Origin of the sequence: Paraburkholderia sp. J12 (genome assembly GCF_905220215.1) — a bacterium.
Lineage (GTDB): Bacteria > Pseudomonadota > Gammaproteobacteria > Burkholderiales > Burkholderiaceae > Paraburkholderia.
In genome coordinates, this window is sequence record NZ_CAJMZC010000005.1 from 318961 (window position 1) to 332820 (window position 13860).

The 13860-nt window shown below is 64.4% G+C and carries 11 protein-coding genes, 1 tRNA gene and 1 pseudogene; 10 read left to right on the plus strand and 3 right to left on the minus strand.

The features are described from left to right. The first annotated feature begins 235 nt into the window (after nt 1–235). From U5760_RS14480 to folE2, 4 genes are all read left to right on the plus strand, one after another. Complete coding sequence (locus tag U5760_RS14480; protein ID WP_322012661.1) at nt 236–595, plus strand: exodeoxyribonuclease VII small subunit; 360 nt, start codon at nt 236–238, stop codon at nt 593–595. Continuing rightward, entirely contained in the window at nt 592–1485 is an 894-nt protein-coding gene (locus U5760_RS14485; protein WP_322012662.1) for a farnesyl diphosphate synthase, read from the plus strand. The genes U5760_RS14480 and U5760_RS14485 overlap by 4 nt, the downstream gene beginning before the upstream one ends. Nucleotides 1486–1569: 84 nt before the next feature. Next, nucleotides 1570–3477, plus strand: a complete 1908-nt coding sequence (gene dxs / locus U5760_RS14490) for a 1-deoxy-D-xylulose-5-phosphate synthase (protein WP_322012663.1) — start codon at nt 1570–1572, stop codon at nt 3475–3477. A gap of 127 nt (nt 3478–3604) precedes the next feature. Beyond that, nucleotides 3605–4414, plus strand: a complete 810-nt coding sequence (folE2, locus tag U5760_RS14495) for a GTP cyclohydrolase FolE2 (RefSeq protein WP_322012665.1) — start codon at nt 3605–3607, stop codon at nt 4412–4414. Between the two features lie 90 nt (nt 4415–4504). On the opposite strand, the gene tsaD is transcribed toward folE2, so the two are convergent. Beyond that, nucleotides 4505–5530, minus strand: coding sequence for a tRNA (adenosine(37)-N6)-threonylcarbamoyltransferase complex transferase subunit TsaD (gene tsaD, locus U5760_RS14500; protein WP_322012827.1), 1026 nt, complete (start codon nt 5528–5530; stop codon nt 4505–4507). A gap of 173 nt (nt 5531–5703) precedes the next feature. Here tsaD and U5760_RS14505 point away from each other — a divergent pair, with 173 nt between their 5' ends. The 6 genes from U5760_RS14505 to U5760_RS14530 all read left to right on the plus strand — a co-directional run bounded on the left by U5760_RS14505 (nt 5704) and on the right by U5760_RS14530 (nt 12791). Continuing rightward, nucleotides 5704–6948 (plus strand): NAD(P)/FAD-dependent oxidoreductase, encoded by a 1245-nt coding sequence (locus tag U5760_RS14505; RefSeq protein WP_322012667.1) that lies wholly within the window; start codon nt 5704–5706, stop codon nt 6946–6948. Between the two features lie 145 nt (nt 6949–7093). Beyond that, nucleotides 7094–7306 (plus strand): 30S ribosomal protein S21, encoded by a 213-nt coding sequence (rpsU, locus tag U5760_RS14510; RefSeq protein WP_237575346.1) that lies wholly within the window; start codon nt 7094–7096, stop codon nt 7304–7306. 275 nt (nt 7307–7581) lie between these two features. Continuing rightward, nucleotides 7582–8028 carry a GatB/YqeY domain-containing protein gene (locus U5760_RS14515; protein ID WP_322012673.1) on the plus strand — a complete coding sequence of 149 codons (447 nt, stop codon included), beginning with the start codon at nt 7582–7584 and terminating at the stop codon, nt 8026–8028. Nucleotides 8029–8118: 90 nt separating this feature from the next. Beyond that, the gene (gene dnaG, locus U5760_RS14520) at nt 8119–9999 is read left to right on the plus strand and encodes a DNA primase (RefSeq protein ID WP_322012674.1); all 1881 of its coding nucleotides are present in this window, start codon (nt 8119–8121) and stop codon (nt 9997–9999) included. Between the two features lie 118 nt (nt 10000–10117). Continuing rightward, complete coding sequence (gene rpoD, locus U5760_RS14525) at nt 10118–12520, plus strand: RNA polymerase sigma factor RpoD (RefSeq protein WP_322012675.1); 2403 nt, start codon at nt 10118–10120, stop codon at nt 12518–12520. Nucleotides 12521–12703: 183 nt separating this feature from the next. Beyond that, a tRNA-Ile gene (locus U5760_RS14530) sits at nt 12704–12791 on the plus strand. Between the two features lie 32 nt (nt 12792–12823). Here U5760_RS14530 and U5760_RS14535 read toward each other — a convergent pair. Then, nucleotides 12824–13036: a hypothetical protein gene (locus U5760_RS14535; RefSeq protein ID WP_322012676.1), complete on the minus strand. Its 213-nt coding sequence runs from the start codon at nt 13034–13036 to the stop codon at nt 12824–12826. A 375-nt stretch (nt 13037–13411) separates the two neighbouring features. Continuing rightward, nucleotides 13412–13599: pseudogene (locus tag U5760_RS14540) on the minus strand (transposase); the annotation flags it as partial. Nucleotides 13600–13860 lie beyond the last annotated feature (261 nt).

A 13860-nucleotide genomic window follows, 5' to 3' on the forward strand; every position in this document is an offset into this window, starting at 1 on the left:
ACCATCGAAGATTCGATTTAGGGAGCCGGCGATTATACCCGAACCCACCCCCAAGGGGTAGCTAAGTCACTGATTTTTGCCAAAATTGCCGCGGGGCAACGCGTATGAGGTGCCGGTCGGGTGAATTTCGGTCAGGATCGAACTTGTGGCTCGCGGGGCACGCTCGCTGGCGAGCGGGTCGGATAAGTCGCTTTTGCCGTAGAATGTCCGCCTTGTTTCAATTCTGCGACGACTCATGGCGAAATCCGCAACGAAAGACAGCAGTGCGGACCGCACTGCGTCGGCTGACGAAGCCGAAAGCCGCAATGATCGCAATGGCGGCGGTAGCGGCAACGAGGGCGGTGACGGATTGCCGCAGCCCGAGAGCTACGAGGCCGCGCTGGCGGAGCTCGACACGCTCGTGGCGCGCATGGAAAGCGGCAGCCTGAGTCTCGAAGAGTCGCTGGCCGCGTACCGGCGCGGCGCCGTGCTGGTGAAGTTCTGCCAGCAGCAGCTGGAAAAAGTTGAACAACAGGTGCGCGTGCTCGACGGCGAAACGCTCAGGCCCGTGCCCCTCAATACGACATCCGCGACCGGCGGAGACGACGATCTATGACTTTTGAACAATGGACCCGGCTGGTGCTGGACCGGGTTGAGAGCGCGCTCGAACACTATTTGCCGGCAGCCGACGTGCTGCCCGCGGGCCTGCATGACGCCATGCGTTACGCAGTGCTGGGCGGCGGCAAGCGCGTGCGCCCGCTTCTGTGCCATGCTGCGGGTGAGCTGAGCGGCGCCACGCCCGAGGCGCTCGACGCCGCGGCCTGCGCGCTGGAGATGATTCACGTCTACTCGCTCGTGCACGACGACATGCCGTGCATGGACGACGACGACATGCGCCGCGGCAAGCCGACGGTTCACGTGAAGTACGACGAACCCACCGCGCTTCTCGTCGGCGATGCGCTGCAGTCGCAGGCTTTCATTACGCTGACGTCGGATGTGCCGGGTTTGCGCGATGCGGCGCCGCGTCAGGCCGCGCTCGTGCGCGAGCTGGCGCTGGCGAGCGGTTCGATCGGCATGGCCGGCGGCCAGGCCATCGACCTCGCGAGCGTGGGCCGTTCGCTCACGCGCGAAGAACTCGAAACGATGCACCGCCTGAAGACCGGCGCGCTGCTGCGCGCATCGGTGCGCATGGGGGCGCTCGCGGGCGAAACGCCCGCGGCCGGCACGCTGCAGGCGCTCGATGCGTACGCAGCGGCCGTGGGCCTCGCTTTCCAGGTGGTGGACGACATTCTCGACGTCACCGCCGACACGGCGACGCTCGGCAAGACTGCTGGCAAAGACGCGAAGGACGGCAAGCCGACCTACGTGTCGATCATCGGTCTGGACGCATCGCGAGCGCTGGCGCAGCAGTTGCGCGGCGACGCGCATGCGGCGCTTGAACCGTTCGGCGCGCGCGCACAGCGCCTTGCCGAACTCGCCGACCTGGTGGTGAACCGGGTCAGCTGACCGCGCCAACCCGCCCGCGCGCATGAAGGGGACGTAGTGTGCGCCAGAAGTGCGGGAGCGCCCGATTTCCTGGATGGAACGACGATGTACGACTTGCTGAAAACCATTGACGACCCGGCGGATTTGCGCCGCCTCGATCGCCGCCAGTTGCAGCCGCTTGCCGACGAACTGCGTGCCTTCGTTCTCGACAGCGTCTCGCAGACGGGCGGCCATTTGTCGTCCAACCTCGGTACGGTCGAGCTGACGATCGCGCTGCACTACGTGTTCGACACGCCGCGCGATCGCATCGTCTGGGACGTCGGCCACCAGACCTATCCGCACAAGATCCTGACCGGCCGCCGCGACCAGATGCACACGTTGCGCCAGTTCGGCGGCATCTCGGGCTTCCCGAAGCGCGACGAGTCGCCGTACGACACATTCGGCACGGCCCACTCGAGCACGTCGATCTCGGCCGCGCTCGGCATGGCCATCGCGAGCAAGCTCAAGGGCGATAACGCCATGGGCATCGCCGTGATCGGTGACGGCGCAATGACCGCCGGCATGGCCTTCGAGGCGCTGAACAACGGCGGCGTGGAAGACGACGTGCCGCTTCTCGTGATCCTCAACGACAACGACATGTCGATCTCGCCACCGGTGGGGGCGCTCAACCGCCACCTCGCGCGTCTCATGTCGGGCCGCTTCTATGCCGCTGCGCGTGCGGGCGTGGAGCGCGTGCTGCGCCATGCGCCGCCCGTGCTCGACCTCGCGCGCAAGCTCGAAGAGCACGCGAAGGGCATGATCGTGCCGGCCACGCTGTTCGAGGAGTTCGGCTTCAACTATATCGGGCCGATCGACGGCCACGATCTCGACTCGCTGATCCCGACGCTGCAGAACATCAAGGAACTGCGCGGTCCGCAATTCCTGCACGTCGTGACGAAAAAAGGCCAGGGCTACAAGCTCGCCGAAGCGGATCCGGTGCTCTACCACGGTCCCGGCAAGTTCAATCCGGCCGAAGGTATCAAGCCGTCCACGGCGCCGAGCAAGAAGACCTATACCCAGGTCTTCGGCGAATGGCTGTGCGACGCGGCCGAACTCGATTCGCGCGTGGTCGGCATCACGCCGGCGATGCGCGAAGGCTCGGGCCTCGTCGAGTTCGAAAAGCGCTTCCCGGATCGCTACTACGACGTGGGCATCGCCGAGCAGCATGCGGTGACGTTCGCGGGCGGTATCGCGGCCGAGGGCCTCAAGCCCGTTGTCGCAATCTACTCGACCTTCCTGCAGCGTGCTTACGACCAGCTGATCCACGACGTCGCATTGCAGAACCTGCCGGTGGTGTTCGCGATCGACCGCGCGGGTCTGGTTGGCGCGGACGGTGCGACGCACGCGGGTGCCTACGATCTCGCGTTCATGCGTTGCATCCCGAACATGATGATCATGGCTGCCTCGGACGAAAACGAGTGCCGCCAGATGCTCTACACGGCGCTCCAGCAGGACTGCCCGACGGCCGTGCGCTATCCGCGCGGCGCAGGCACCGGCGTGGCGACGGTCAAGCAGATGGCCGCGCTGCCGGTGGGCAAGGGCGAAGTCCGCCGCGAGAGCCATGCGCCGGCCGGCAAGCGCATCGCCATCCTCGCGTTCGGCACGATGGTTGCGCCGTCGCTCGCCGCCGCCGAGGAACTGGACGCCACCGTGGCCAACATGCGCTTCGTGAAGCCGCTCGACACGGAGCTCGTGAAGCAGCTGGCCGATACACACGACTACCTCGTGACCGTCGAGGAAGGCTGCATCATGGGCGGTGCGGGTTCGGCCTGCGTGGAAGCCCTCCTTGAAAGTGGGGTTATCAAGCCCGTACTACAATTGGGCCTCCCCGACCGCTTCATCGATCACGGCGACCCGGCCAAGCTGCTCTCGGGCGCAGGGCTCGACGCGGCAGGGATTGCGAAGTCGATTCGCGAGCGCTTTCTCGATCGCACGGCAAACGCATCCGGCAAGTCGGTGATGCGCGTCGCCTGAGCGCAGCAAGCCCACACTCCGTTTGAATCGGCGGGCGGGTTTCGAACCCGGGACCGCCAGCCAGCGCCGGCTCATGCCGGCGCTTGCCATTGCGCGCCGCGAAGCGCGCAGCCCAAAGGACAAGAACATGAACCAGATGAACCCGGCCTTCGTGATGCCGGACGTGCAGAGCTCCGTCGATACCCGCCAGATCCCGATCCAGCGCGTGGGCGTGAAGGGCGTGCGTCATCCGCTGACTGTGAAGACCGGCAACGGCGACGTGCAGCCGACGGTCGGCACATGGAACCTCGACGTTCATCTGCCTGCGGACCAGAAAGGCACGCATATGTCGCGCTTCGTCGCGCTGCTCGAAGAGAACAAGGCGCCGCTCGAACCCGCGACGTTCCGCACGATGCTGGCCACGATGCTCGCGAAGCTTGAATCGCAGGCGGGCCGTATCGAAGTATCGTTCCCGTACTTCGTGAAGAAGGTGGCGCCGGTTTCGGGCGTGGAGAGCCTGCTCGACTACGAAGTGACGCTCACGGGCGATGCGCGCGACGGCGCTGCGCGTCTCTTCCTGAAGGTGCTCGTGCCGGTGACGAGCCTGTGCCCCTGCTCGAAGAAGATCTCGCAATACGGCGCGCACAACCAGCGCTCGCACGTCACGATCGACGCCGAGCTGGCGGGCGACCTGCCGGTCGAGGACCTCATCCGCATCGCCGAAGAAGAGGCGTCGTGCGAGCTGTGGGGTCTGCTCAAGCGTCCGGACGAGAAGTTCGTGACCGAGCGGGCCTACGAGAACCCGAAGTTCGTCGAAGACCTCGTGCGCGACGTGGCCGTGCGCCTGAACGCCGATGCGCGTGTGGCGGCGTATGTGCTGGAAGCGGAGAACTTCGAGTCGATCCACAATCACAGCGCGTATGCCGTGATCGAGCACGACAAGCGCGTGCGCAGCTGATTGCGGGCGTCTTCTCGTGTGAAATAAAAAAACCGCCTCGAGGGCGGTTTTTTGTTGCCGTCGCAACGGCGAAAGCCGGGGGCGACAGACCTATCGCGCGAGCGAAGTCAGATCCCAGCGCGGCTTGACTGTGAACGCGTAGTCGCGCGTGGCCTGCTCGGGCCAACGTTCGAGCCGCATCGCACCGGCGAGCGCGATCATCGCGCCATTGTCGGTGCACAGCGACAGGTCGGGGTAATGGACCTCGAAGCCGCGCTTCTGCGCCGCGGCCGACAGCGTCGCGCGCAGCTGCTTGTTCGCACCTACGCCGCCCGCCACCACCAGGCGCTTGAGCTTCGTGCGCTTGAGCGCGGCCAGCGACTTCGCCGCCAACACCTCCACGGCGGCATCGACGAAACCGCGTGCGATATCGGCTTTGCCCTGCTCGCAGAGGTTCGGGCCGAGCTTTTTCACCTGAGTGAGGACCGCCGTTTTCAGGCCGCTGAAGCTGAAGTCGAGGTCGCCCGAATGCAGCATCGGGCGCGGCAGGTCGATGGCGCCGGGCGTGCCGAATTCCGCCAGCCGCGATACTTCCGGGCCGCCGGGGTAGCCGAGGCCAAGGAGCTTGGCGGTCTTGTCGAAGGCCTCGCCGGCGGCGTCGTCCAGCGTCTCGCCGAGCGTTTCGTACACGCCCACGTCGGTCACGCGCATCAACTGCGTGTGGCCGCCCGAAACGAGCAGGGCGACGAACGGGAACGGCGGCGGTGCATCCACGAGGAGCGGCGAGAGCAGGTGCCCTTCCAGGTGGTGAATGCCGACGGTGGGCCGGCCCCACGCCATGGCCAGTGCGTTCGCAATGCTCGCGCCGACCAGCAGCGCACCCGCGAGGCCGGGGCCTTGCGTGTAGGCGATCGCGTCGATGTCGCCGCGTTGGGCGCCGCTCTTCTCCAGCACTTCTTCGAGCAGCGGCAGCGCGCGGCGGATATGGTCGCGCGAGGCGAGTTCCGGCACCACGCCGCCGTACTCGCGATGCATGGCGATCTGCGAGTGCAGTGCGTGGGCGAGGAGGCCGCGGTCCGTGTCGTAGAGCGCAAGGCCGGTTTCGTCGCAGGAGCTTTCGATGCCGAGAACGAGCATGGGTCGGGCGGGCAATGGCGGATCTCCGGATGAAGCCGGACGTTCGACCCTTGCCGAAAAAGAGTAAGCGGGAAGCCTCAAAGTATAGCAGTGGGCCGGAAACGAGGCGGGCGGCCCCGGAGGTCGAGCGGATCTGGCGGGTCCGTTGCCGCCCGGCAGGTAGAATGCGCGCCATGGAATCTTTCGACATCGCCGTGATCGGCGCAGGTGCGGCCGGGATGATGTGCGCGGCGGTGGCCGGCCAGCAGGGGCGCCGCGTCGCGCTGATCGATCACGCGCCGCGCCTCGCGGAGAAAATCCGCATCTCGGGCGGCGGGCGCTGCAACTTCACGAACCTGCACGCCGGGCCGGCCAATTACCTCTCCAGCAATCCGCATTTCTGCCGCTCCGCGCTCGCGCGCTATACGCCGCGCGACTTTCTCGCGCTCCTGCGCCAGCACCGCGTGACCTGGCACGAAAAGCACCGAGGGCAGCTGTTCTGCGACCAGTCGAGCGAGGCGATCATCGACGTCTTGCGCGCCGAATGCGACGCCGGCGGTGTGACCTGGCGCCGGCCGCTGCCGGTCGAGGCGGTCAGCCATGCCGACGGCGCGGGCTTCACCCTCGCCACGCCGCAGGGCACGATACGCGCCCGCGCGCTCGTCATCGCAACCGGCGGCCTCTCGATTCCGAAGATCGGCGCCACCGATTTCGCGTACCGCATCGCCAAACAGTTCGGCCACAAGCTGATCGACACGCGCCCGGCGCTCGTGCCGCTCACGTTTGCCCACGACGACTGGGCGCCGTATGCGGCGCTTTCGGGCGTTTCGCTGGAAGTGCGTATCGCCACGGGCGAGCGCAAGACGGGCGGAACGTTCGACGAAGACCTGCTGTTCACGCACCGCGGCCTGTCCGGGCCGGGCGTGCTGCAGATTTCGAGCTACTGGCAGCCGGGCCAGCCGGTCCGCGTGAACCTGCTGCCCGAGCGCGAGGCGGAGGCGGAGTTGATCGACGCCAAGGGCGCGACGAAGCGCCAGATCGGCAACCTGCTCGCCGAATGGATGCCAGCGCGCCTCGCGCACCTCTGGCTGGAGGCGCAGCAGGTGCCGCTCGACGCGCGTCTCGCGGACTTGCCCGACAAGACGCTGCGCCGCATCGGCGAGGGCCTTGCGCAATGGACGCTCACGCCCACCGGCACCGAAGGCTACAAGAAGGCCGAGGTCACGCGCGGCGGCGTGGATACACGCGAGCTTTCGTCTGCCACGATGATGAGCCAGCGCGTGCCGGGCCTGTACTTCATCGGCGAGGCGGTGGACGTGACTGGCTGGCTCGGCGGCTACAACTTCCAGTGGGCGTGGGCTTCGGGCGTGGCGGCTGGCGAGGCGGCGGCGGAATGGACGGCGGCCGTGGGCCAGGGCCAAGGTTCGGGCGAGGGTTGAGCGCGCCTCGGGCGGCCTTGGAGCGACCTTTGCGTCGGCCCGGACAGGCCGCCCGGATCGGGTTTTTCCGTCCAGCGTTCCCCCGCTTGCGCGTCCAGGGAACTGCTATACTTGATTCTCTTTACCCCCGATCCGTTATTGGAAAATGACGACCATCCGCGTAAAAGAAAACGAACCCTTTGAAGTGGCCATGCGCCGCTTCAAGCGCACGATCGAGAAGAACGGCCTTTTGACCGAGCTTCGTGCGCGCGAGTTTTACGAAAAGCCGACGGCCGAGCGCAAACGCAAGAAGGCGGCGGCAGTGAAGCGCCACTTCAAGCGCCTGCGCGGCCAGATGCTGCCGAAGAAGCTGTACTGATTCCGGCGTTGCCGGGCAGGTTCGGGGGTTGCCTTCCCTGAAGCTTTGCCCCATATAAGCAGCCGGCAGCGCCGCCGGCCCTGAATTCCGGGCACCGCGGCTGTTGCAGCCCCCTCTGGTGTGGTCGCAACCATCGAGAATCTGCGCCGACCCGCCTGGAAGCGTTTCCAGGCGGGTTTTTGTATTGACGTGATGCTTGTGCGGCAGGTGAGGCGCGCGACCCATCGCCTGGAGAGATCCAGGTATTCGTAACCCCAACGCATTTCAGGTGAGTGATGAGCCTCAAGGACCGAATCAACGACGACATGAAAGCCGCGATGCGCGCCCGTGAAACCGAGCGCCTTGCCACGATTCGTCTGCTGCTCGCCGCGATCAAGCAACGTGAGGTGGACGAGCGCCTGACGCTCGACGACGCCGCCGTCACGGCGGTCATCGACAAGATGATCAAGCAGCGCAAGGATTCGATCAGCCAGTTCGAGGCGGCGGGTCGCACGGACCTCGTCGAGAAGGAAGCCGCCGAGCTGAAGGTGCTGGCCGACTACATGCCGGCGCAGCTTTCCGAAGCCGAAATCGCCGCCGAAGTGCAGGCCGCGGTCGCGCAGACGGGCGCCGCCGGTCCGCAGGACATGGGCAAGGTGATGGGCGTGCTCAAGGGCAAGCTCGCCGGCCGCGCCGACATGACGGCCGTGTCCGCGCTGGTCAAGGCCGCGCTCTCGAAGTAAATACCGAGGCGCGCGACCCGTTCGCGGCCCCGCAGGGCCGGCGGACCGCGCGCCATTCGTCGTGCACGCAGCAGGAGTGCCTCCGTTCCGATGATTCCGCATTCATTCCTGCAGGATCTCCTGAACCGCGTCGATATCGTCGACGTGGTGGGGCGCTACGTGCAGCTCAAGAAGGGCGGCGCGAACTTCATGGGCCTCTGTCCGTTTCACAACGAGAAGAGCCCTTCGTTTACCGTTAGTCCAACGAAGCAGTTCTACCACTGCTTCGGGTGCGGCGCCCACGGCACTGCCATCGGCTTCCTCATGGAGCATGCCGGCCTCACGTTTCCCGAGGCCGTCAACGAACTCGCGCAATCGGTAGGCCTGACCGTGCCGCAGGAACCGTCGCCCATGCGCGGCGGGGGCGCTGGGGGCGGCGGCGCAGGCGGTTACGCAAGCGGGCCTTCGAAGGCCGTCGCAACCGCTCTCTCGGACCTCATGCAGACGGCTTGCGACTACTACCGCAAGCAGTTGCGCAGCGCGCCCAATGCGATCCAGTACCTGAAAAAACGCGGCCTCACGGGTGAAATCGCAGCGCGCTTCGGCCTCGGCTACGCGCCCGACGGTTGGCAGAACCTCGAATCCGCGTACCCCAATTACCGCGACGAGGCCCTCGTCGAAGCCGGGCTCGTGATCGTCAGCGAAAAGCAGGATGGCCAGGGCCAGGCGCGGCGTTACGACCGCTTCCGCGACCGGATCATGTTCCCGATCCGCAACGTCAAGGGTCAGGTGATCGGCTTCGGCGGGCGCGTGCTCGACGGCGGCGAGCCCAAGTATCTGAATTCGCCGGAAACGCCGTTATTTAACAAGGGCAGTGAACTTTACGGGCTTTTCGAGGCGCGCCTCGCGATCCGCGAGCAGCAATACGTGCTCGTGGTCGAAGGATATATGGACGTCGTGGCGCTCGCGCAGCTCGGGTTCCAGAACGCCGTGGCGACGCTCGGCACGGCCTGCACGCCGATCCACGTGCAGAAGCTGCTGCGCCAGACCGACACCGTGATTTTCAGCTTCGACGGCGATTCGGCCGGTCGACGCGCCGCGCGCCGCGCGCTCGACGCGTGCCTGCCGCACGCGGCGGACAACCGGACGATCCGGTTCCTGTTCCTGCCGCAGGAGCACGACCCGGACAGCTACGTGCGCGAGTTCGGCACCGAGGCGTTCCGGGAGCAGGTGGAGCGCGCCATGCCGCTGTCGCAGTTCATGCTGAACGAGGTGCTGACGGGCAAGGAGCTGGACCAGCCGGAAGGCCGTGCGCGGGCGCTGTTCGACGCCAAGCCGCTGTTGCAGGCGCTGCCGGCGAACGCGCTGCGCGCGCAGATCATGCATATGTTCGCGGACCGGCTGGACGTGCCGTTCGAGGAAGTGGCGGCGCTCTGCGAGGTCGATGCGCGGATTGCCCAGGCGGCGCGCTCGGCGCCCGCGCGCAAGGACCGGCACCTCGTGACCGGGATCGAGCGCAAGTCGCTGCGCAATCTCGTCATGCTTCCGCGCATCGTGGCGCAGCTGGACGAGGAAGCCGAACGGGCGCTGATCACGCTTACGCGCCATGGCGAATTGTTCGAGGAAGTGGCTACGCACGCCCGCGGGCTGGGCGATGCAGCCGAGTTTCAGCTCCTTTCGGACCTCTTGCGCAATGGCGCGAACGCCCCGACCTTCGAGGAGATTTTTCGGGAAATTCTGGACTATGATGAAAACGTCCGGGATTTGCTGATGAAAAATCCGGAAGACAGCGCGGTGGCGGAGGAGCGCCGCGAACAGGAGCGCCTCGTGGGCGAAGAGCTCAAGGCGGCCATCCTGAAGATGCGCTACGACGCTTGCCGGGACCGGCTCAACGTGCTGACGCGACAATCACTGCATACGCCCGAGGAAAAGGCGGAATTGATGAACCTGATTCAGGTGCAGGCCGAAATGAAGCGTCAGCTCGGTTTGTAAGGAAGGGAGGCGCACGGAGGGACTTTGCCTCGCGTGCTATAATAAAAGGTTTTCAGCGGTTTGTTTTTTGTTTTTTTCCGGGCTTCATACCCAGCTTCCAGCAAGGACGGAATGGCAAATGGCAAAGACTACAGGCGGAAAAAAGGCACCAGGCAAAAGCTCCACGGAGCCGACCAGCAAGGTCAACGAGGCCACTGCCACCCGTTCCGCCAGAAAGTCTTCCGCCACCTCTCCTGAACCCGCTGCCCGGAAAAAAACCATGGCTGCTTCGGCCGCACGAGCGGCGCCAACACGCGCGGCGAGAGCTGCAACCCCGGCCGCAACCCGGCCGGCGACGAAGCGGTCCGGTTCGAGTAGTGCAAGGCAAGTGCCTGCCATTGCGGACGATGTGGCAGAGCGCGAGGCTCCAGTATCCACGGTTCAAGAGGCTGACGTCCACCAGCCGCGAGTCGAGACTATAGCCGAAACGGCGAACTCCATGACGAAAAAGCTGAATGAAGTATCCGTCGAAGACGACGCAAGTCAGAGCGAAGACAGCACGCCCGCCGCGGGCAAGGGCGAAAAGGCCCGGGCGCGCGACCGGCGGGCGAAGGAAAAGGCGCTGCTGAAAGACGCGTTCGCGTCCTCGCAGCCCGGGACCGTCGAGGAGCTCGAGGAGCGTCGCTCGAAACTGCGAGCGCTCATCAAGCTGGGTAAGGAGCGCGGCTTTCTCACGTACGCCGAAATCAACGATCACCTGCCGGACAACTTCACCGAGACCGAGGCGATCGAAGGCATCATCAGCACCTTCAACGACATGGGCGTGGCCGTGTACGAGCAGGCGCCCGATGCCGAAACGCTGCTGCTCAACGACAACGCACCGAACGCTTCTTCGGACGACGAAGTAGAAGAAGAAGCCGAAGTCGCGCTGTCCACCGTCGATTCGGAATTCGGTCGCACCACCGACCCCGTGCGCATGTACATGCGCGAAATGGGCACGGTCGAGCTGCTCACGCGCGAAGGCGAAATCGAAATCGCCAAGCGCATCGAAGACGGTCTCAAGCACATGGTCATGGCGATCTCCGCGTGCCCGACCACGATTGCCGACATCCTCGCGATGGCCGAGCGCGTGGCGAACGACGAGATCCGCGTGGATGAACTCGTCGACGGCTTGATCGATCCGAATGCCGAGGACACCGACGGCTTCTCCGCGCAGGAAGCGGAAGAGATCGAGAACGAGACCGAAGAGGACGAAGAGGAAGAGGAAGAAGAGGAAGAAGAGGAGGACGAAGGCGCAGCGCAGGCAACGGCCAACGCAGCGCAACTCGAAGCGCTCAAGCGCGCCTCGCTCGAGAAGTTCGCGCTCATCAGCGAATGGTTCGACAAGATGCGCCGCGCGTTCGAGAAGGAAGGCTACAAGTCGAAGTCCTACCTCAAGGCGCAGGAAACGATCCAGAACGAACTGATGTCGATCCGCTTCACCGCGCGTACCGTCGAGCGTCTGTGCGACACGCTGCGCGCGCAAGTGGACGAAGTGCGTCAGGTCGAGCGCCAGATCCTGCATACGGTCGTGGACAAGTGCGGCATGCCGCGCTCGGAGTTCATCGCGCGCTTCCCGGGCAACGAGACGGATCTGGAGTGGGCCGAAAAAATCGTCTCCGAAAGCCATGCGTATAGCGGGATTCTCTCGCGCAACATTCCCGCGATCCGCGAACAGCAGCAGCGCCTGCTCGATCTGCAGGCGCGCGTGGTTCTGCCGCTCAAGGACCTGAAGGAAACCAACCGCCAGATGGCGGCCGGCGAACTGAAGGCACGTCAGGCCAAGCGCGAGATGACCGAGGCGAACCTGCGTCTCGTGATCTCGATTGCGAAGAAGTATACGAACCGCGGGCTGCAGTTCCTCGACCTCATCCAGGAAGGCAACATCGGCTTGATGAAGGCGGTGGACAAGTTCGAATATCGCCGCGGCTACAAGTTCTCGACCTACGCGACGTGGTGGATTCGCCAGGCCATCACGCGCTCGATCGCGGACCAGGCGCGCACGATCCGCATTCCGGTTCACATGATCGAGACGATCAACAAGATGAACCGTATCTCGCGGCAGATCCTGCAGGAAACCGGTCTCGAGCCGGATCCGGCAACGCTCGCCGAGAAGATGGAAATGCCGGAGGACAAGATCCGCAAGATCATGAAGATCGCGAAGGAACCGATCTCCATGGAAACGCCGATCGGGGACGACGACGATTCGCATCTGGGCGACTTCATCGAAGACACGAATACGGTTGCGCCCGCGGACGCCGCGCTGCATGCCTCGATGCGCGACGTCGTGAAGGACGTGCTCGATTCGCTCACGCCACGCGAGGCGAAGGTGCTGCGCATGCGTTTCGGTATCGAAATGAGCACCGACCACACGCTCGAAGAAGTGGGCAAGCAGTTCGACGTGACGCGTGAGCGGATTCGCCAGATCGAAGCGAAGGCGCTGCGCAAGCTGCGTCACCCGAGCCGCTCGGACAAGCTCAAGTCGTTCCTCGAAGGGAACTGATTTTTGGGCGATGTTTGCGCGGTGTTTGTCGGTGTTTGTTTTCAGTGCCCGCGTATCGCGGGCGCACTTAACAGGTGGGCATGCTTTCGTGTAGTATGTCGGCCTGTCTTCAGAAAGCCCGGCCTTTGGGTAGACCGGGCTTTTTTGTTGATGCTTTGTTGTGGTTGTTTGTTATTGCTCGTTGGGCCGGACGCCGTGTTGGTTGCAGGCAGCGGACTCATAATCCGCCGGAGAAATCCCGTCGTCGGTTCGAACCCGACCCGGCCCACCAAGCCCAGTAAGGTTTCTAGCTATTAAGGCAGATCAGCGCGCATCGTGAGGTGTGGGTTTTTCTGCCTTTTTTGTCATTCGCGGCGGTGCCGGAAACTCCTCAGCACGCATCCGATCGGCGGGGAACAGATTCAGGAACGAGCGCGCCTCGCCCATCGATCGGCTCGCGAGCCAGCCCTCATACTCCGCCGGCGGCACGATCACGACCGATCGCTTCTCATCACCCGGCTTGTGGAATCGCTTCATGAGCGGATGCTCGGCCGCGTTGACTCAGCATCGTGAACGAGTAGGCGACGCCCTCTGGATCGTTCCACTCGCGCCACAACCCGGCTATCGCGAAGGGTGAACCGTTGGCCATGCCTTGGTTGCTGAAGGGCCCTTCTAGTCCTGGTCCCATGTTGGCTGCGCACGACGCCAAGTTCGTGTGCAGCCAACTCAGGCGCTTTTGAGAGAGATCGGTCTTTGCCGTGTACCGAAATAGGATTAGGACGATAGCGCTTCCGGTTCCGAAGTCATGACCTGCCCCCTTCAGCAGGGCCAACGGGCCTCTAGCAAAGTCCCTTTAAATCAGCTCCTGTAAAGCGGCAGGAGCATCCGCTGTTGCCCGGTGTTTCGCTGCAAACTCTGCTGGCTCTCAAGGTCCTTCAACCGGCGCGCCTCCGACACCTCCATGCCGCCGAACTTCGCGCGCCAGGTGTAGAACGACGCATCACTGAACCCGTGCTCCTGCACAGTTCCTTGACCGGCATACCGGCCTCGGCTTCCTTCAAAAAGCCGATGATTTGCTCTTCCGTAAAACGCTTCTTCATGTTCGTCTTCTTCTCCGAAAACGAACTTTACTAGACTCCGGCTGGCCCGGTTTGCTGGGGGCAGGTCTTCAGGCTGATCTCCCGGTTTTTGAATGTGCGAAACGTATCGGGATCAGTTATTTCGGATTCCTGTATTATAGAGAAAACCGTCTGGACAACGCCTCCGAGGAGATGGAAAAGGTATTGGACTGGCGTAGAACGGACGTGGCCAATCTCAAGAAACGTGGCGGCAGTGGGTGCGCTTTTTTGTCATGGTCCGGC